17 protein-coding genes are annotated in these 18298 nt (G+C 64.4%); 5 read left to right on the forward strand and 12 right to left on the reverse strand.

Going from position 1 to position 18298, the window contains the following annotated elements; translation table 11 throughout:
• Positions 1-129: 129 nt before the first annotated feature.
• The 5 genes from CF161_RS27905 to CF161_RS27930 form a co-directional block, all read right to left on the reverse strand.
• Positions 130-459, reverse strand: a complete 330-nt coding sequence (locus CF161_RS27905; protein ID WP_043230583.1) for a hypothetical protein — start codon at positions 457-459, stop codon at positions 130-132.
• Between the two features lie 246 nt (positions 460-705).
• On the reverse strand, positions 706-2151 hold the full coding sequence (locus tag CF161_RS27910) for a SulP family inorganic anion transporter (protein WP_020299985.1): 1446 nt from the start codon (positions 2149-2151) through the stop codon (positions 706-708).
• A 432-nt stretch (positions 2152-2583) separates the two neighbouring features.
• The gene (locus tag CF161_RS27920; protein ID WP_020299986.1) at positions 2584-3477 is read right to left on the reverse strand and encodes an NAD-dependent epimerase/dehydratase family protein; all 894 of its coding nucleotides are present in this window, start codon (positions 3475-3477) and stop codon (positions 2584-2586) included.
• A 103-nt stretch (positions 3478-3580) separates the two neighbouring features.
• On the reverse strand, positions 3581-4492 hold the full coding sequence (locus CF161_RS27925; RefSeq protein WP_020299987.1) for a LysR family transcriptional regulator: 912 nt from the start codon (positions 4490-4492) through the stop codon (positions 3581-3583).
• 100 nt (positions 4493-4592) lie between these two features.
• Positions 4593-5183, reverse strand: a complete 591-nt coding sequence (locus tag CF161_RS27930; protein WP_020299988.1) for an NAD(P)H-dependent oxidoreductase — start codon at positions 5181-5183, stop codon at positions 4593-4595.
• 199 nt (positions 5184-5382) lie between these two features.
• Here CF161_RS27930 and CF161_RS27935 point away from each other — a divergent pair, with 199 nt between their 5' ends.
• Positions 5383-5697, forward strand: coding sequence for a putative quinol monooxygenase (locus CF161_RS27935; RefSeq protein WP_020299989.1), 315 nt, complete (start codon positions 5383-5385; stop codon positions 5695-5697).
• A 570-nt stretch (positions 5698-6267) separates the two neighbouring features.
• On the opposite strand, the gene CF161_RS27940 is transcribed toward CF161_RS27935, so the two are convergent.
• Positions 6268-7032 carry a sulfite exporter TauE/SafE family protein gene (locus tag CF161_RS27940; protein WP_020299990.1) on the reverse strand — a complete coding sequence of 255 codons (765 nt, stop codon included), beginning with the start codon at positions 7030-7032 and terminating at the stop codon, positions 6268-6270.
• Positions 7033-7141: 109 nt separating this feature from the next.
• Between CF161_RS27940 and CF161_RS27945 the strand changes: the two genes are divergently transcribed.
• The 3 genes from CF161_RS27945 (at position 7142) to CF161_RS27955 (ending at position 9091) form a co-directional block, all read left to right on the forward strand.
• A complete protein-coding gene (locus CF161_RS27945; protein ID WP_020299991.1) occupies positions 7142-8026 on the forward strand; it encodes a LysR substrate-binding domain-containing protein in 885 nt (294 codons plus the stop codon).
• Between the two features lie 56 nt (positions 8027-8082).
• The gene (locus CF161_RS27950) at positions 8083-8658 is read left to right on the forward strand and encodes an NAD(P)H-dependent oxidoreductase (protein WP_020299992.1); all 576 of its coding nucleotides are present in this window, start codon (positions 8083-8085) and stop codon (positions 8656-8658) included.
• A gap of 61 nt (positions 8659-8719) precedes the next feature.
• Positions 8720-9091 carry a MerR family transcriptional regulator gene (locus CF161_RS27955; RefSeq protein ID WP_043230645.1) on the forward strand — a complete coding sequence of 124 codons (372 nt, stop codon included), beginning with the start codon at positions 8720-8722 and terminating at the stop codon, positions 9089-9091.
• A gap of 206 nt (positions 9092-9297) precedes the next feature.
• Here CF161_RS27955 and CF161_RS27960 read toward each other — a convergent pair whose 3' ends face one another.
• From CF161_RS27960 to pedF, 6 genes are all read right to left on the reverse strand, one after another.
• A complete protein-coding gene (locus CF161_RS27960; protein ID WP_020299994.1) occupies positions 9298-10818 on the reverse strand; it encodes an aldehyde dehydrogenase family protein in 1521 nt (506 codons plus the stop codon).
• Positions 10819-11102: 284 nt separating this feature from the next.
• A complete protein-coding gene (locus CF161_RS27965) occupies positions 11103-12875 on the reverse strand; it encodes a PQQ-dependent methanol/ethanol family dehydrogenase (protein WP_020299995.1) in 1773 nt (590 codons plus the stop codon).
• 186 nt (positions 12876-13061) lie between these two features.
• A complete protein-coding gene (locus CF161_RS27970) occupies positions 13062-13994 on the reverse strand; it encodes a quinoprotein relay system zinc metallohydrolase 1 (protein WP_020299996.1) in 933 nt (310 codons plus the stop codon).
• A 41-nt stretch (positions 13995-14035) separates the two neighbouring features.
• Positions 14036-14797 carry a quinoprotein dehydrogenase-associated SoxYZ-like carrier gene (locus tag CF161_RS27975; RefSeq protein WP_020299997.1) on the reverse strand — a complete coding sequence of 254 codons (762 nt, stop codon included), beginning with the start codon at positions 14795-14797 and terminating at the stop codon, positions 14036-14038.
• A 9-nt stretch (positions 14798-14806) separates the two neighbouring features.
• Positions 14807-15682 (reverse strand): ABC transporter substrate-binding protein, encoded by an 876-nt coding sequence (locus CF161_RS27980; RefSeq protein WP_020299998.1) that lies wholly within the window; start codon positions 15680-15682, stop codon positions 14807-14809.
• Positions 15683-15687: 5 nt separating this feature from the next.
• Positions 15688-16149 (reverse strand): cytochrome c-550 PedF, encoded by a 462-nt coding sequence (pedF, locus tag CF161_RS27985; RefSeq protein ID WP_020299999.1) that lies wholly within the window; start codon positions 16147-16149, stop codon positions 15688-15690.
• 252 nt (positions 16150-16401) lie between these two features.
• Here pedF and exaA point away from each other — a divergent pair, with 252 nt between their 5' ends.
• Complete coding sequence (gene exaA / locus CF161_RS27990) at positions 16402-18297, forward strand: quinoprotein ethanol dehydrogenase (protein WP_078473730.1); 1896 nt, start codon at positions 16402-16404, stop codon at positions 18295-18297.
• Position 18298 lies beyond the last annotated feature (1 nt).

The raw sequence follows: 18298 nt of genomic DNA on the forward strand, positions 1-18298 counted from the left end.
ACGACATGCGCCGGCGTCGGTTATGAAAATCGGCAGGCGTATTTTCATCCCATTGCGGGACGCCGTGCCCCGGCGCGCAGCGTTGCAGCGGGGCCGCAGGCAAGGGGCTCGGGGAGACGGTTTCAGGCCCTAGCGGCGGGCGAAATCATGCTGCGTGCACTGTTCGTAATAGGTCTGCTTGACCGCGGCCGGCTTGAGCCGCGACTGGCTGTTGTAGGTTTGCTCGGTGATGCCCATGGCCGACATGCGCATCCACGGCTGGGGGAATTTGCGCACCTGCAACTGCTTGCGCGCGCCATACAGCGACACCCCGGACAGCTTCGACTGCTGGGCCCCGGCGGCGATGCCCGAACCCCAACTGCAGGCAAAACGCTCACGCTTGCTCAACTCCCGGGCCTGCACCTCAAAGGCGCCACCCGCCAGGACCAACAGTGCCAGGGGCAATACCAAAGTCCGCATTTAGCCAACACCTAAGCTTCTGAAAAGACAGCAAGTTTGGCAACGAAGCGCAGCGTCGGGGGCCAGCAAAATGCCGCCTTTCATAGCGGCCTTTTGCAATCGTTGCTGGAGTCAGTGGCTGTGTGCGGATGCGGGCCCGCGTAACCCCGTCAAACCCGTAGCCGCTGCCGCCAGGCTGCGCAGGCCCTCAGGGACGACGTCATGTCCTGGGGGAATTGGGTGCCTGGTTCGGGCGCAGCGGCTACGTCAGTCGTGTTGCACGCGGGCGCGTTTGAGGAGTTTTTTGCAGCGTTCCGACAGGTGCAGCACCCGCAGGTGTTTGCCGGCCTTGGCGTAGCGTTCGCGCAGGGTCATCAGGGCGGCGATGGCCGAGTAGTCGACAAAGCTCAGGTGGCGGCAGTCGATTGTCACGTGCGGCGGATCGTTGGCCGGGTCGAACTGGTTGAGAAACGGCGCGGTCGAGGCGAAGAACAGGGTGCCGTGCAGGTGGTAATGCTTGCTGCCGTCGGCCTCCAGATGGCTGTCGGCATACAGCTCGCGGGCCTGTTGCCAGGCGAAGTTGAGCGCCGCAATCACGATCCCGCACAGCACGGCGGTGGCCAGGTCGGTAAACACGGTGATGGTGGTGACCGCGATAATCACCAGCACATCATTGAGCGGTACCTTGTTGATCACCCGCAGCGAGGCCCAGGCGAAGGTCTGCTGCGACACCACGAACATCACCCCCACCAGCGCCGCCAGCGGGATGCGCTCGATCAGCGGCGACAGAAACAGCACAAACAGCAGGATCATCACCCCCGCCACCACTCCCGAAAGCCGGCCACGGCCACCGGAACTGAGGTTGATCACGGTCTGCCCGATCATCGCGCAGCCGCCCATGCCGCCGAACATCCCGGAGGCGATATTGGCCGCGCCCAGGGCCACGCACTCGCGATCCGGAAAGCCCCGGCTCTCGGTGATTTCATCGGTCAGGTTCAGGGTCAACAGGGTTTCCAGCAGGCCGACCAGGGCCATCAGGATCGCGTACGGGGCAATGATGCCCAGGGTTTCCAGGGTCCACGGCACCTGGGGCAAGGCCAGGCTCGGCAGGCCACCGGCAATGTGCGCCATGTCGCCCAGGGTCCGGGTTGGCAGGCCCAACAGGTACACCAGCGCCCCCACCCCGAGAATCGCCACCAGGGCCGGCGGCACTGCGCGGGTCAGGCGCGGCAGCAGGTAGACGATGGCCATGGTCAGCAGCACCAGGGCGCTCATCACATACAGCGGGTTGCCGCTGAGCCAGTGTTCGCCACTTTTAAAGTGTTCCAACTGGGCCATGGCAATGATGATCGCCAGGCCGTTGACGAAGCCCAGCATCACCGGGTGCGGCACCATGCGCACCAGCTTGCCCAGGCGCAACAGGCCGAAGGCGATCATCACCAGCCCGCCCAGCAGCACCGTGGCCAGCAGGTACTGCACGCCGTGCTGCACCACCAGCGCGACGATCACCACCGCCATCGAGCCGGCAGCCCCCGAGACCATGCCCGGCCGGCCGCCGAACAACGCGGTCAGGGTGCAGATGATAAAGGCGCCATACAGGCCCATCAGCGGGTTGAGGTGGGCCACCAGGGCAAAAGCGATGCATTCGGGGAGCAAGGCGAACGCGGTGGTGAGTCCGGCCAGGGCATCGGCCCGCAGACGTGTGGCTTTCATGGTTTACCTACAAATGCAGGCCGGCGGTGCCGGGCCTGGGCGTGGCGGGAAGAAGGCGGGGAATGTTACGGAATTGAGGGCGATTCGGCCAGTTGGCCGGCGCCGGGGAGCAGCATCACGCCCCGCGCCGGGATAGGCTGCGCGGCGGCGGACGGGGCGCAGCCAGGTTGAGCGGCGGCGAGCTGGCGCTGCCCATGGGTGACCTGCGATCAGGCCCACCCCACGGCGCCGTGGGCATGAAGTCTGTCTTTTTATCGTTTTTTAACAGGCAGAACCTTTTGCCCAAATTCGTGATCGGGGCAAATCGGATCAACCACAAAAGTCGACCCCGGGCTGAGGTCGATTAGCCCGGGGTGAACAGCTTACCGGTGGCGAGGTCGGTCATTCCTCACCCAAAAACACGCTACCGGCATTGGCGCTCGCGGCTGCACATCAGAGCATTTCGTTGCGGATCCACTCCACCACCGAGGTGCGCTTGGGCACCCAACCCAGCTGTTCGCGAGCGTGTTTGCCCCGGACCCGGCTGTTGGAACCCAGGCCATAGTTGGCCATTTCATAGCCCCATTCGGCTTCGGCATCGGCCAGCGGCCAATCCTGCGGCTGCCCCAGGTTCAGGGCCTGGGCGATGGCGGTGGTCATCTCGACAAAGGAGGCTTCCGCGCTTTCGACAAAGTAGAAAGTACCCGGGGTGTTGCCGGTCAGCGCTAGCAGGTACAGGGCCACCACGTCTTCGATATGCACATTGGACCAGATGTTCTGCCCCGGCCCGACATGGCGCACCACGCCGCTGTTGCGTGCCTGTTTCAGCAGCCGAGGCAACTGCACGCTGTCGCGCCTGACCCCCAGGCTGTGGCCGTAGATCAGGGTGTTGCAGATCACCGCCGAGTTCACTCCGTCCCCGGCCGCCGCCAGCACCAGGTTGTCGATGGCAACGCGCGGGGCCTTGTCCGGCGTGGGCTGCGGCAGTTGGTCCTCAAGGTACAGCCTGTCGCTGGCGTGCCCGCCCGAGGCGTCGCCGACGATGCTGGAACCGCTGGTGTGGAGGAAGGTTTTGTGGCTGCCCTTGAGCGCCGCGAGCAGGGTTTCCACCGCGCCCCGGTGATCGCTGCTGGCGGCGTTGATCACCGCATCGGCCTTGCGCGCCTGCTCGGTGAGCAGGGCCTGGTCGTCCAGGGTGCCGAGCACTGGGGTGATTCCCAGCGCGCTCAGTTCTGCGGCCTGTTCGGCGCTGCGCACCAGGCCGGTGACCTGGTGGCCGGCCTTGACCAGACCCGTGGCAATCGAGCCGCCGATAAAACCTGCCGCACCGGTAACGAATACGTTCATGGAGTAACTCCCAGGGTTGAAAAGTGATGCAGCCAGTATCGAGGCCTGCTCCATGCGGAAACAGCCAGGCTGGCCCAATTCAATCTTGCGTGGGAGTCACGAATCAGCCCTTGAACACCGGGTTGGCATAGCCGGCCAGCTTGCCCTGGATAAAGTCGAGGAAACACTGGATACGCAGCGCCAACTGCGAGTTGCGGTAGTACACGGCATTGATCGGCTGGCGATAGCCGCTGTTGGCCTCGGCCAGCAGCACCTTGAGGCGCCCGGCGTTGATGTCGTCGATGGTCATGAAGTGCGACAGGCAGGCAATGCCCTGCCCCTCCAGCGCCAGGTGGCGCAGGGTTTCACCGCTGGAGGCGCTGATGCCCGGCTCGATCTGCCAGCGGTCGCCGTGCACGTGGCGCAGCGGCCAGTGGTTGAGGGTCTCGGTCTGGGTAAAACCCAGCAGCGTGTGCTCGCTCAGTTGCGCCACGCTCTGCGGCGTGCCGTGGCGTTCCAGGTAGGCCGGGCTGGCGAGGATATGCAGCGGGCTGCAGCCCAGGGAACGCGCGTGCAGGGTCGAGTCGGCCAGCACGCCGATACGGATGGCGATGTCGGTGCTCTGTTCCAGCAGGTCGATGATCAGGTCATTGCTGTTGAGTTCCAGCTGGATATCCGGGTACAGGCTGCGGAACTCGGCCACATAGGGAACGATGGCGTGCAGCATGAAGGGCGATGCGGCGTTGATCCGCAAGCGCCCGGAGGGGGTCTGCTGGCGTGAGCTGAGGCGTTCTTCAAGCTCGTCCATCTGGTCGAGGATCAGCTTGGACTGTTCGAAGAAATACTTGCCCTCCTCCGTCAGGTCCATGCGCCGGGTGGTGCGGTTGATCAGGGTGGTGTCGAGCTTGGCCTCGAGCCGCGACAAGGTGCGACTGACCGCCGAGGGTGTCTGCCCGATCTGCTCGGCTGCGGCGGAAATCGAACCGCATTCGATGACGCAGACAAAAATCTGCAATTCGTCGGATCTGGCTTTCACGTGAACCCTCTCTGGCAACAATTGACGGCGCGGCGAGGGAGCATGGGCCCCCGCGACGAAAGCGCACAGGCGCGTTCAAGGCCGTCAATAGTAGTCGGATTTACGCCGGGAGATTGAACACAGACTGCAGGTGCTCTTCGTAGCGCTTGATGTCGGCCTCGATGGCCGGGCGCTTCATCACGTCGACACAGAGAAAGGTCGGCAAGCCGCTCATGCCCAGGAACTCGTTGGCCTTGTGGAACGGGAAGTACACCGCATCCACGCCCTTGGCTTCGAAGAAGTCGCTGGGGTCATCGAACGCCTGCTGCGGCGCGTTCCAGGTCAGCGACAGCATGTACTGCTTGCCCTGCAACAGGCCGCCGCTGCCGTACTTCTGCGAGGCGTCGGACCGGGTCCGGCCATCGCTGGCGTACAGGCTGCCGTGGCCTTCGGTGAACACTTCGTCGATGTACTTCTTGACGATCCACGGCGCGCCCATCCACCAGCCCGGCATCTGGTAAATGATCACGTCGGCCCAGAGGAACTTCGCCACTTCTTCCTGAATGTCATAACCCGCGTCGATGTGGGTCACCTTGACGTCCATGCCGCCACGGTCGAGCACCGCCAGGGCGGTGTCATGCAGGGTGGTGTTGTAGCGGCCATCGGAGTGGGCGAACTTTTTGCCGCCGTTGAGCAACAGTACTTTTTTCATGATCCAGCCTCATCGGGAACAACCCGTTGCCGCGCTGCGGGACGCCGGGTTGAAGAGATTAAAAACGATGGCGGCAGGGTATCGATGCCCAGGCGCAGGAATAAGCCTGGGTCGGACAAAATACATTTGACCCATACGCACGAATCAGCAGGCGATTGTTGTTATAGGATTTTCAAATCCTACTCAGCGAGAGCGCCCCATGTCCGAGCAACACGGTTTTATCCTCCATGCCAAAACCCGCCCCGAACGAGCCGAGGCCTTCGAAGCGCTGTTTCGCGCCTACGTCGAACCCAGCCGCGCCGAGCCGGGCTGCATCGAGTACCACATGCTGCGCGACCAGCAGGACCCGACGCTGTTTATCTTCTATGAGATCTGGCAATCCCAGGCGCACCTGAACGTGCATTCCAGCCTGCCGCACATGAAACGCTTTTTCGAACAGCGCATGGACTACCTGGAGCGGGATTTCGAGATTCGGCGGATCGACATGCTGAGCCGATCTTCGGCGAATGGCTGATCGCGCCGGCGCAGCAAGCGGGTCAAGATTGATTGGCGAGGTGTGGCTTTGCGGGAAAACCACGGTTCTGGATTGGCCGAACTCGGCAGACAAAACATCTGCAGCACGGCGCTGACAAAAGCCACCCAGCGAATCATGCAGTCGCGTTCCGCCAAGCCCTTGGACGGGGGCTGTAAAACACTGCAACCGTAACGAGCCACACTCAGCTGACCTGCGCCCCACAGCACCAGCAGCACAAAAAAGCACCAGAACCTGCGCGGCGTGCGGCGAACGCCTGAAATGCTTCTTGAGGTCAGATAGAACGCCAGGCACACCGCCAGCGATACCAGGGCATACAACGCCAGGGTCGGTAACGACTCTCGGGGCATGACTTACTGGCCTCCCGGCATAGGGAGGCGGCTGTTGTGGCCAGTGGTCGTCATCGAACGGTATCGGCCATCGCGGCCCTCCTTTTTCATCGTCGAGCACCCTATTCGAAGTGCTTCTGATGAGCTTTAGGATGTGTCCGAAAATGCTGGACGACCGCCGTCATTACCGCCGTGCTGGCCTGGGTGAAGGCCTGGCGCGTCCCTAGCCACTGATCAGCAGATGCGCCCCCAGCACCCCAAGGCCGATAAAGAACACCCGCTTGAACAACCGGGCACTGATGCGCTGGCGCAGCCATTGGCCGAACAACATCCCCAGCAGCGCCGGCGCCAGGGCCAGCAGCGATGCGCTCAACTCGCCAGCGCCCAGGGCGCCGCGCCATGACAGCCCGGCGGCCAGGGCCAGGGTCGAGACCGTGAACGACAGGCCCAGGGCCTGGACCAGTTGATCCTTGTTCAGCCCCAGGGCTTGCAGGTAAGGCACCGCCGGAATCACAAAGACCCCGGTGGCCGCAGTGATGATCCCGGTCACCAGGCCACACAGCGGCCCCAGCCAGCGCTCATGGCGCGGGCTCACCTGCAGCGTGGGCAGCAACAGGCCGCTCAGGGCGTACAGCAGCAAGGCCGCGCCCAATGCCCGCACCACCCCGCCCCCGCCGTCGATCCCCAGCCACAGGGTGCCGGCCCCGGTGCCGAGCACGATCATCAGCAACAGCGGCCACAACCGCTCCAGCAAGCCGCGCAGATGCCCGCCAAAGGCCAGTTGCCAGAGGTTGGTCAGGGTCGCCGGGATAATCAGCAGAGCGGCTGCCTGCGTGGGCGCCATAGCCATACCCAGCAGGCCCATGGCGATGGTCGGCAGCCCGAGGCCGATCACACCCTTGATCATTCCAGCCAGTAAAAAGGTGCCGATCACCAGCAGTGACAGGGCCGGGCCAAGGTTCTGATAAAACGCGAGAAGAGTATTCATGGCCCTATCCTGGGCCTTGGGCAGGTCGCTGAAAATCTGCCATATACTGAGCCAGCCTCTTTCCCAGCAAGAGGCTAGGGTTTTTCAGGCGGCAATGAGGGAGGTGACTGTGCAGTTTGATTTAGTCGATTTACGGCTGTACCTGAATATTATCGAGGCCGGCAATATCACCGCGGGCGCCCTGCGCAGCCATTTGTCCCTGGCCGCCGCCAGTGCACGTATCCGGGCCATGGAAGCCTCCCTGGGGATCGAATTCCTGCAACGTGGCCGGCGCGGCGTGACCCCGACTGCCGCCGGCAACGCCCTGGCGCAGCACGCCCGCCTCCTGTTGCAACAGGCCGAGCACCTGCGCCAGGAACTGGCCGAGTACGCCCAGGGCGCCAAGGGCCAGGTGCGCCTGCTGTGCAACACCACGGCGATCACCGAATACCTGCCGGAGCTGCTGGCGGATTTTCTCTGCCAACACCCCAACCTCGACATCGACCTGCAGGAACTGCCCAGCCAACGCATCACCCACGCCCTGCGCCAGGGCGCGGCCGACCTGGGGATCGTCTCCGACGCGGTGGACACCCAGGGCCTGGACACCCGGGCCTTTCGCGATGACCCGCTGCTGCTGGTGCTGCCGGCCCAGCATCCGTTGGCCAGCCACCCGGACCCGCGCTTCGTCGACACCCTGCATCACGATTACGTCGGCCTCACGGCCCACAGCGCCCTGGCGGTGTACCTCGAAGAACAGGCGCTGCACGCCGGGCGACGGATGCAGATACGGATCCGGGCCGATGGTTTCGATGCCGTGCTGCGCATGGTGGCCCACGGTGCCGGGCTGGCGGTGGTGCCGCAGGCGGCGCTGGTGCGTTGCGCACCGGGGCTGGCGCTACAGGTGCGTCCGCTGCGTGAGCCCTGGGCCCAGCGCAAACTGCTGCTCTGTGCCCGTGATTTGGGCGCCCTGCCGGCCTATGCCCGCGCCCTGCTGGAGGCCCTGGTCCCGGCTTGACTCTCCCCCCAGGGGCCGGCTTTAAGCTAACGATTTGGTGTTCAAGGAAGGCGGCAATGGGCAAACGCATACTGGTGATTCTGGGCCACCCTTCAAGCGCCAGTTTCTGCGGCGCATTGACCGAGCGCTACGTGCAGGCGGCGCAGCAGGCCGGGCACGAAGTGCGACAACTGCGCCTCGGCACACTGGACTTCGACCCGGTGCTGCACGAGGGCTATCAGCAGATCCAGCCCCTGGAGGCCGACCTGGTGCAGGCCCAGGCCGACATCACCTGGGCCGAACACCTGACCCTGGTTTATCCGATCTGGTGGGGCGGGATTCCGGCCCTGCTCAAGGGCTTCTTCGACCGGGTGTTCCTGCCCGGCTTCGCCTTCAAATACCGCCCGGGCAAGGCCTTCCCCGAAAAACTGCTGCACGGCCGCACCGCCGACCTGCTGGTGACCATGGACACCCCGCCCTGGTACTACCAGTGGGTCTACCACATGCCCGGGCTGCATCAGGTGCGCAAGACCACCCTGGCGTTCTGCGGTATCCGGCCACTGAAGACCCTGACCTTCGGCCCGATCCTCGGCTCCAGCCCGGCGCGGCAACAGGGCTGGCTGGACCAGGCGGCGGCGCTTGCCAGCCGCTGATTCTCTCGGATAATGCGCCGACGCTTACACGCTGTCGGCGGCATTGGAAAAGGGAATGTGCATGTTTATCGGCAAAGCCGCGCAGCTGTCGGCGACCACGGTCAAGACCATTCGCCACTACGAGAGCATCGGCCTGTTGCCGCCGGCGCAGCGCCAGGGCAACTACCGCCTCTATGACCAGCAGAGCGTCGACCTGCTGATCTTTATCAAATGCGCCCAGCAACTGGGTTTCAAGCTCAAGGAACTGCAAGGGTTGCTGGCCCGGCACAGCGGCCCGGACTTTCCGTGGGAGCTGGCGCGGGAAGCCCTGGCCAGCAAAAAGCGCGAGCTGGCGCAGCAGATCGACGCCCTGCAACAGTTGCACGCCCGCATCGATGACTTCGAAGCCCAGCTGGAAACCGCGCGCCATCAATGCCCCCTGGGCACCCTCTAGAACACCGCAGCGACACTGGAGGCTGTGTGGCGAGGGAGCTTGCTCGCGCTCGGTTGCGCAGCGACCGCGACACCTGAGCGCGCGGTGTGCCTGATAGACCGGAGTGGCAGGCTTGGGGCCGCTCCGCTGCCCAGCGGGAGCAAGCTCCCTCGCCACCATGACAGTGCTTGCCCTTAACTGACTGGCATTACGCTACGACCCTGCCCTTAGAAAAAGCCCAGGGGATTGATGTCGTAGCTCACCAGCAGGTTTTTGGTCTGCTGGTAGTGGTCGAGCATCATTTTGTGGTTCTCCCGACCCACGCCGGACTTCTTGTAGCCACCGAACGCGGCGTGGGCCGGGTACAGGTGGTAGCAGTTGGTCCACACGCGACCGGCCTTGATCGCCCGGCCCATGCGGTAGGCGCGGTTGATGTCGCGGGTCCAGAGCCCGGCACCCAGGCCGAACTCGCTGTCGTTGGCAATCGCCAGGGCTTCGGCTTCGTCCTTGAAGGTGGTCACGCCCACCACCGGGCCGAAGATTTCTTCCTGGAACACGCGCATTTTGTTGTGGCCCTTGAGCAGGGTCGGCTGGATGTAATAACCGCTGGCGAGGTCGCCCTCCAGGTGCTCGGCGGCGCCGCCGGTGAGCAGCTCGGCGCCCTCCTCCTGGGCGATTTTCAGGTACGAGAGAATCTTCTCGTACTGCTGCTGCGACGCCTGGGCACCGACCATGGTCTCGGTGTCCAGCGGGTTGCCGCGTTTGATCTTGACGATCTTCTTCATGACTTCAGCCATGAAGGGTTCGTAGATCGACTCCTGGACCAGCGCCCGCGACGGGCAGGTGCAGACTTCGCCCTGGTTGAAGAACGCCAGCACCAGGCCTTCGGCGGCCTTTTCAATGAACTGCGGCTCGGCCTGCATGATGTCTGCGAAGAAGATGTTCGGCGACTTGCCACCCAGTTCCACGGTGGACGGAATGATGTTCTCGGCCGCGCATTTCATGATGTGCGAGCCCACTGGCGTGGAGCCGGTGAAGGCGATCTTGGCGATGCGCGTGCTGGTGGCCAGGGCCTCGCCTGCTTCGCGGCCAAAGCCCTGGACGATGTTCAGCACCCCGGCCGGCAACAGGTCGGCAATCAGCTCGGCGAACACCATGATCGACAGCGGCGTCTGCTCGGCGGGCTTGAGCACCACGCAGTTGCCGGCGGCCAGGGCCGGGGCGAGTTTCCAGGCGGCCATCAGCAGCGGGAAGTTCCACGGGATGATCTGCCCGACCACGCCCAGGGGCTCGTGAAAATGATAGGCGGCGGTGTGTTCGTTGATCTCCGCGGCCGACCCTTCCTGGGCGCGGATGCAACCGGCGAAATAGCGGAAATGGTCGGCGGCCAGGGGCACGTCGGCATTCAGGGTTTCGCGCACGGCCTTGCCGTTGTCCCAGGTTTCGGTGATCGCCAGGATTTCCAGGTTCTGCTCGATACGGTCGGCGATTTTCAGCAGCACCAGGGAGCGGTCCTGGGCCGAGGTCTTGCCCCACGCATCGGCGGCGGCGTGGGCGGCGTCCAGGGCCTTTTCCACATCTTCGGCACTGGAGCGAGGGAATTCGGCGATCACTTCACCAGTGACCGGCGAGGTGTTGCTGAAGTACTGGCCATTGACCGGGGCCACGAACTCGCCGCCGATAAAATTGCCATAGCGCGGCTTGAAGGAAACGACAGCGCCTGGGGTTCCGGGTTGTGCGTAGATCATGCTGGGCCTCTGCTTGGGTCGAAGCCTGTCGGTCAACAGGCGATACCCCGATGGTAGAGAGCCCCGGGCCCCAGACGAATGCGCCGTTGGCAGGGGGACTCTCGTTATTTGGTAGTAGGGCCGCTTGCGGCCCAGCGGCAAGCGTGGAGCTGCAAGCCGCAAGCGTGGAGCAGAACGCAGCCAGCTTGCGGCTTGCATCTTGCCGCTCACTACGGCTGCGCCTGCGGCAAATCCAAAGCGCTCCACCGAACGCTCTTAACTTGCAGCTTGGCGCTTGCCGCTCACTACTGCTTCACCAAAGCCTTGGGCAACTTGAAGGTCCAGAGCATGCCGCCCTGGTTGAAGTCCTTGACGCGCTTGGCCACTTCGCCGCCCCACAGCGGCACCGCGCCGCCCCAGCCGGAGAGCACCGAGACGTATTGCTCGCCGTCCATTTCCCAGGTCACGGGCGAGCCCAGGACCCCGGAGCCGGTCTGGAACTCCCAGACTTTCTCGCCGGTCTTGGCGTTGAAGGCCTGGAGGAAACCTTCCGGGGTGCCGGTGAAGACCAGGTTGCCCTTGGTGGTCAGGACGCCGCCCCACAGGGGCGCGTAGTTCTTGTGGCGCCAGACTTCCTTGCCGCTGACCGGGTCGATGGCGCGCAGCACGCCGATGTAGTCCTCGTTCAGCGGCTTGATGGTGAAGCCGGCACCAAGGAACGCCGCGCCCTTCTTGTAGGCGATGCCTTCGTTCCAGATGTCCATGCCCCACTCGTTCGACGGCACGTAGAACAGCCCGGTGTCGCGGTTGTAGGCCATCGGCATCCAGTTCTTGGCCCCGAGGAAAGCCGGCGCGACGAACACCGAGGAGCCCTTGGCCTCGCTGCCCGGGGCGCCCGGACGGCTGGCTTCGTTGTAGATCGGCCGGCCGTTTTTATCCAGGCCGGTGGCCCAGGTGATCTTGTCGACAAACGGGAAGCCGCGGATGAACTTGCCGTTGGTGCGGTCCAGCACGTAGAAGAAACCGTTGCGGTCGGCGGTGGCCGCAGCCTTGATGTCCTTGCCGCCTTCCTTGTAGTTGAAGGAGATCAGCTCGTTGACGCCGTCATAGTCCCAACCGTCGTGGGGCGTGCTCTGGAAGTGCCATTTGATGCTGCCGTCGTCCGGGTTCAGGGCCAGGCGCGACGATGAGTAGAGGTTGTCGCCAGGGCGCAGGTGGGAGTTCCAGGGTGCCGGGTTACCAGTGCCGAACAGCAGCAGGTTGGTTTCCGGGTCGTAGTAGCCCCCCAGCCACGGCGCCGCACCGCCGGTCTTCCACAGGTCGCCGGGCCAGGTCTTGCCGGCCTCGCCACCGGAGATGCCGTTCTCCACCGCCTTGCCGTCCTTGTAGACGTAGCCCATATGGCCCTCGATCGTGGGCCGGGTCCACAGCAGGTCGCCGTTTTTCGGGTCGTAGGCTTCGATCTTGCCGACCACGCCGAACTCGCCACCGGCGACCCCGGTGATCAGCTTGCCGTTGATCACGATCGGGGCGGCGCTGATGGAATAGCCTTCCTTGTGGTCGGCGACCTTCTTGCTCCACACCACCTTGCCGGTGTCTTTGTTCAGGGCCACCAGCTTGGCGTCCAGGGTGCCGAAGAACACCAGGTCGCCATACAGCGCCACGCCCCGGTTGATCACGTCGCAGCAGGGGCGGATGTCATCCGGCAGGCGCGCGTCGTATTGCCAGAGCTTCTTGCCGGTGCGCGCATCCACGGCGAACACCCGCGAATAGGAACCGGTCATGTACATCACCCCGTCCTTGATCAAGGGCTGGGCCTGCTGGCCGCGCTGCTTCTCGCCGCCGAACGAAAACGCCCAGACCGGCCGCAGCTCCTTGACGTTGTCGACGTTGAGGGTGTCCAGCGGGCTGTAGCGCTGACCCTGGACCCCAAGGCCGTTGGTGACGATCTGCTCGGGGTTCTGCGGGTCCTGGAGGATCTCCTGATCGGTGACACCAGCCAGCGCCGTGCCGGACAGCAGCATGGCGCTGAGCAACAGGCTCACGGCGAAGGACGGGCGACGTGCGGGATGGGACATGACGGCTACCTCTGCGGTTTTTTGTTGTACCCGGGAAATTTTCCCGGTCTGGCGCAGATTCTTGGTCTCGGCCCGCTTCCCAACAATTACCCGCAGTACGGAGTTTTCTAGTTCCTTCGTAGGGGAGGAGCAGCGGCAAGCGGCAAGTTTCGAGCGGCAAGCGGCTTGTAGCTTGCCGCTTAGGGCTTAGGGCTGCGTGTCGACACGCCGCAACCGTTGCCGCTCATAACGCGGGTACAGGTGGCTGACGCTGCGGATCAGCTCGTAACGGCTGAGGCTGATGCCGGCAAAACGCTCGGGGATGGGGCGGCGGATCATCTCGGCCATGTCATCGCCCTGGGCCGCGCCGTCGCGCATCAGTTGGTCGAGCCAGCCCAGGTAATCGCGCATCTGGGCAAAGGGCGCGGCGTCGCTGGCCAGCGGCCCGTGACCGGGGACGATCAGCTTCCAGGGCAGGCCCTGCAAGGTGTCCAGGTCCTTGAGCCACACGTCCAACCCGGGGCTGTTGGGGGTGGTCAGGGCGCGCTGGTAAAACACCAGGTCACCGGCGAACAGCACCCCAGTCTTTTCATCCAGGATCGCCAGGTCCGCCCCGGTGTGCCCGCCCAACCCCAGCAGGCGCAACGGGTGGCCGCCGATGTTCAGGGTGCCGGGCTCCAGCACCTGGGTCGGCAGCACCACCTCGGTGCCGCGCATCCAGTCGCCGACCATGCGGTACATGTTCTCGGCCATGGCATCGCCCTGCTGGCGCAGCAGGTCGGTGGTGCCGGCCAGGGCGCCGATGGGCACGTCGGCGAAGGCCTGGTTGCCCAGCACATGGTCCGGGTGATGGTGAGTCAGCAGCACCTGGATCACCGGCTTGTCGGTGGTCGCGGCGATCGCCCGGCGCAAGGCTTCGCCGTAACGCCGGGAAGGCCCGCTGTCGATCACCACCACCCCGCTGTCGGTGACGATAAACCCGGTGTTGACGATATTGCCGCCATTGGCCTTGGCGAAGTTGTCGGTGCTGCCCTCAAGCAGCCAGGTGCCCTCGGCGATCTGCCGGGGCTTGAGTTGATAGTCCAGCTCGGCCCACGCCGGCAGGCACAGGCTCAGGCACAACAGCAGTATCCAGCGCATGGCGCGCTCCCTTGTTCAGCGAATGGGGTCCGGCAATGGGCTCAGGGAATCGCGGCCTCGAACTCATTGCCGCTGTTGTCACGCAGCAGCAGGCGGGTCTGCCCGGCGCCTTCGAGGTCGAACCCCAGGTTGGGGTTTTCGCTGACCGCCGGAAACAGCTCCAGGCGCGCCAGCACCTGGCCCTGGGCGTCCTGCAGTTCGGCGTGGTTGAGGAAGAACTCGGGGATGCCGCTGACCATGCCGTTGTCCATCGGGTGCGCCACCTGCAAACGCAGGCGGCTGGAGTCGCCGCGCGGGTAGCGCCCGCCCAGGACTTCGCCGATGTGTTCCTCCCAGCCGGGCTGGGTGCGCACCACACTGGGCGCGGTACAACCGCCGCCGGCGGCGTCGATCAGGGTCGAACCGACGTGCCACAGGCCGTCGCGGGTCTGCACCGCCGCCCGCAAAGGCGTGGCCTGTTCGATACGGATCCGGATCGACAACCAGGGCCGCACCCCGGGCCCGGGCTCGAAGTCGACAATCTTCGGCAATGGGTTGAGTTCGGCCCAGGCGAGGATCTTCACCACCTGCCCCGCGAAGGCCCGGGCGTCGATTTCCAGCGGCACCTGCCGCGCATCCTCGGCAAAGGGCGGCGCCAGCAGCTTGACCCGGTCATCGAAAACAAAGGGCGCATCGCCGAGCATCTGCTTGTGGTAGAAGGCCCACATCACCGAGGGCACCGGGTCCTTGCCCGGGTCGACCGGCGCCGCCTGGCCCGCCAGGGGCAGCCAGCAGATCAGCAGCCAACTCGCTCGCCAGTTCATCGCACGCTCCTATTGATACATCTGCGGGACTTCGTAACGCAGGCCGTAGCCGGCGTAGAGCGCCTTGAGCGTGCCGTCGCGGATCAGCCCTTCCAGGGCCTCTTCCACGGCGTAGGCCAGCTGGCGATTGCTTTCATGCACCGCCATGCCGATCTCCCACAGCTGCTTGCCCATGTTCGGGTAGGCGTTTTCGGCGAGCGCCAGTTGCGGGTCGGCGGCGCGGTGCACCTGCCAGTCGATTTCGCCGCGCATGGCCATGACGGCGTCCACCTCGCCGGCTTTCATCGCGGCAAAGGCCTGGCCGACATCGGGGTAATGATGGGTCTTGGCACTGAGCATGCCGTTGAACACCGAGGTCAGGTAAAACGACGGCACGCTGTCGACCTCGACCCCGATCGGGTGCTGTTCGAACACCGCCACGCTGGCCACCGAGTCCAGGCGGCGCCGGTCATAGGCCACCTGCCAGCACTCGCTCTGGTACGGGCCGAACATCACCACATGGTCATTGTTCAGCTCCCCCAGTTCATTGCGTTTTTGCGCGTAGTCGTGGTCGTAGGGCACGCGCATCATCAGGTCGGCCAACTGCTGGTTGCGCAGCTGGCTGCCGCGCCAGATGTAGTCGCGCAGGTCGTCGTCGAGTTTTTCCCCGGGCGGCGCCCAGATCAGTTGCAGGCGCACGCCCAGGGCCTTGGCCAGGGCTTGCGCCAACTCGACGTCGACCCCCTTGGCCTGGCCCTGGTCCTCGAAGCTGTAGGGGGCAAAATCCTTGTAGACCGCGACCTTCAATTCGCCGTCGGCGATCATCTGGTCGAAGGTGCGCACCTGCGCCTGCGCCGCCTGGCAGCACAGCAGCAGGCCGGTCAACAGCGCGGCAAACAGGCGCATGGCGCTTACTCCTCGACGTGCACGCTGTCCAGGTAAGTGCGCACGGCCCACAGGGCTTCCTGGCTCAGGTAGTCGGCCATTTTCGGCATGTACACCCGACCGTCGCGCACGGCGCCATGGCGCACGCGTTCGACAAACCACTCATCGCCGGCTTCGCCGACGTCGAGCATGCGCAGGTCGGGGGCGATACCGCCGGACTTGGCTTCCAGGCCATGGCAGGCCGCGCAGTTCTGGTTGTAGGCCGAGGCGCCGATTTCCACCGCCTTGTCGTGTTCCGCGGAGGTGCGGTACGGGTTGACCGCCGCCCAGCCGTCGCCATCCACGGTCACGCCTGCGTCCTTGACAGGGGTCAGGCCTTTGGTTTCCACCGCCTGCGGCACCACGTTGCCATGGGCCCAGACAGCACCGGTACTGATCAACCCGGCCAGGAGCCCTACCGCGAGCAAGGCGTTGCGTTTTGTTGTCATTGTTATGCCCTCAAGATTGCACGCAAGACCTCTCTACAGAGGCTATGCCGCCATCTTAGGAACAGCCCCGCGCCAGCCGTATGCTGCTTTGGTGGTCGGCCCCTACTCCCTTGGTAGTAGGGCTTGTGGCGAGGGCCTAAATCATGTGCCGCCTGGGAACTTTTCCCGGCAAGGGCGGGACTTTTTCCGTATCTGCAAAACCGGCGGCAACCCACCCTATGCAGGCCAAAACCTCCACTGGGAACTGCAACCATGACAATAAGATCGCTACCCGCCCTTTCGCCCCTGACCCTGTCTGTGCAAGCCTTTTTGCTGGTCAGCAGCCTGTCGCTGACCTCGGCCGCCGTGGCCGCCACTGCCCCGGCGGCGCCTGCCACCAAGAACGTGACCTGGGAAGACATCGCCAACGATCACCTGACCACCAAGGACGTGCTGCAGTACGGCATGGGCACCAATGCCCAGCGCTGGAGCCCCCTGGCCCAGGTCAACGACAAGAACGTGTTCAAGCTGACCCCGGCCTGGTCCTACTCCTTCGGTGACGAAAAACAGCGCGGCCAGGAATCCCAGGCCATCGTCAGCGACGGCGTGGTCTACGTCACCGGTTCCTATTCCCGGGTGTTCGCCCTCGACGCCAAGACCGGCAAGCGCCTGTGGACCTATAACCACCGCCTGCCGGACAACATCCGTCCGTGCTGCGACGTGGTCAACCGCGGGGCGGCGATCTTCGGCGACAAGATCTACTTCGGCACCCTCGATGCGCGCCTGATCGCCCTCGACAAAAACACCGGCAAAGTGGTGTGGAACAAGAAATTCGGCGACCACAGCGCCGGCTACACCATGACCGGCGCCCCGGTGCTGATCAAAGACAAGGTGACCGGCAAGGTGCTGCTGATCCACGGCAGCTCCGGCGATGAATTCGGCGTGGTCGGCCAACTGTTCGCCCGCGACCCGGACACCGGTGAAGAGGTGTGGATGCGGCCTTTCGTCGAAGGCCACATGGGCCGCCTGAATGGCAAGGACAGCACCACCACCGGCGACGTCAAGGCGCCGTCCTGGCCCGATGACAAGACCACCGAAACCGGCAAGGTCGAAGCCTGGAGCCACGGCGGCGGTGCCCCCTGGCAGAGCGCGAGCTTCGATGCCGAGACCAACACCATCATCGTCGGCGCCGGCAACCCAGGCCCATGGAACACCTGGGCCCGGACCTCGAAAGACGGCAACCCCCACGACTACGACAGCCTCTACACCTCGGGCCAGGTCGGCGTCGACCCGAGCACCGGCGAGGTCAAGTGGTTCTACCAGCACACGCCGAACGATGCCTGGGACTTCTCCGGCAACAACGAGCTGGTGCTGTTCGACTACAAGGACAAGGACGGCAAGGTGGTCAAGGCCACCGGTCACGCCGACCGCAACGGCTTCTTCTACGTCGTGGACCGCAACAACGGCAAACTGCAGAACGCCTTCCCCTTCGTCGACAACATCACCTGGGCCAGCCATATCGACCTGAAGACCGGGCGCCCCGTGGAAAACGAAGGCCAGCGTCCGGCCAAGCCATTGCCGGGTGAAACCAAGGGCAAGCCGGTGGAAGTCTCGCCGCCGTTCCTGGGTGGCAAGAACTGGAACCCCATGGCCTACAGCCAGGACACCGGGCTGTTCTACATCCCGGGCAACCAGTGGAAGGAGGAGTACTGGACCGAGGAGGTCAACTACAAGAAAGGCTCGGCCTACCTGGGGATGGGATTCCGCATCAAGCGCATGTATGACGACCACGTCGGCACCCTGCGCGCGATGAACCCGACCACCGGCAAGGTGGTGTGGGAGCACAAGGAACACCTGCCGCTGTGGGCGGGCGTATTGGCGACCAAGGGCAACCTGGTGTTCACCGGCACCGGCGACGGTTTCTTCAAGGCCTTCGACGCGAAAACCGGCAAGGAGCTGTGGAAGTTCCAGACCGGCAGCGGCATCGTTTCGCCACCGATCACCTGGGAACAGGATGGCGAGCAGTACATCGGCGTGACCGTGGGTTATGGCGGCGCGGTGCCGCTGTGGGGTGGCGACATGGCTGAGCTGACCAAGCCGGTGGCGCAAGGCGGTTCGTTCTGGGTGTTCAAGATCCCGAGCTGGGACACCAAGACCGCCCAACGCTAAC

Source organism: Pseudomonas sp. CF161 (assembly GCF_000416215.1).
GTDB lineage: Bacteria > Pseudomonadota > Gammaproteobacteria > Pseudomonadales > Pseudomonadaceae > Aquipseudomonas.

Bases quoted from the DNA above. Each gene is read 5' to 3' on its own strand.
- CF161_RS27940 (WP_020299990.1), bottom strand. From the start codon at position 7,032: ATGAATACTCTTCTCGCGTTTTATCAGAACCTTGGCCCGGCCCTGTCA.
- CF161_RS27930 (WP_020299988.1), bottom strand. From the start codon at position 5,183: ATGAAAAAAGTACTGTTGCTCAACGGCGGCAAAAAGTTCGCCCACTCC.
- CF161_RS27980 (WP_020299998.1), bottom strand. From the start codon at position 15,682: ATGCGCCTGTTTGCCGCGCTGTTGACCGGCCTGCTGCTGTGCTGCCAG.
- CF161_RS27905 (WP_043230583.1), bottom strand. From the start codon at position 459: ATGCGGACTTTGGTATTGCCCCTGGCACTGTTGGTCCTGGCGGGTGGC.
- CF161_RS27965 (WP_020299995.1), bottom strand. From the start codon at position 12,875: ATGTCCCATCCCGCACGTCGCCCGTCCTTCGCCGTGAGCCTGTTGCTC.
- CF161_RS27910 (WP_020299985.1), bottom strand. From the start codon at position 2,151: ATGAAAGCCACACGTCTGCGGGCCGATGCCCTGGCCGGACTCACCACC.
- CF161_RS27955 (WP_043230645.1), top strand. From the start codon at position 8,720: ATGTTTATCGGCAAAGCCGCGCAGCTGTCGGCGACCACGGTCAAGACC.
- pedF (WP_020299999.1), bottom strand. From the start codon at position 16,149: ATGACAACAAAACGCAACGCCTTGCTCGCGGTAGGGCTCCTGGCCGGG.
- exaA (WP_078473730.1), top strand. From the start codon at position 16,402: ATGACAATAAGATCGCTACCCGCCCTTTCGCCCCTGACCCTGTCTGTG.
- CF161_RS27935 (WP_020299989.1), top strand. From the start codon at position 5,383: ATGTCCGAGCAACACGGTTTTATCCTCCATGCCAAAACCCGCCCCGAA.
- CF161_RS27920 (WP_020299986.1), bottom strand. From the start codon at position 3,477: ATGAACGTATTCGTTACCGGTGCGGCAGGTTTTATCGGCGGCTCGATT.
- CF161_RS27950 (WP_020299992.1), top strand. From the start codon at position 8,083: ATGGGCAAACGCATACTGGTGATTCTGGGCCACCCTTCAAGCGCCAGT.
- CF161_RS27970 (WP_020299996.1), bottom strand. From the start codon at position 13,994: ATGCGCTGGATACTGCTGTTGTGCCTGAGCCTGTGCCTGCCGGCGTGG.
- CF161_RS27975 (WP_020299997.1), bottom strand. From the start codon at position 14,797: ATGAACTGGCGAGCGAGTTGGCTGCTGATCTGCTGGCTGCCCCTGGCG.
- CF161_RS27960 (WP_020299994.1), bottom strand. From the start codon at position 10,818: ATGATCTACGCACAACCCGGAACCCCAGGCGCTGTCGTTTCCTTCAAG.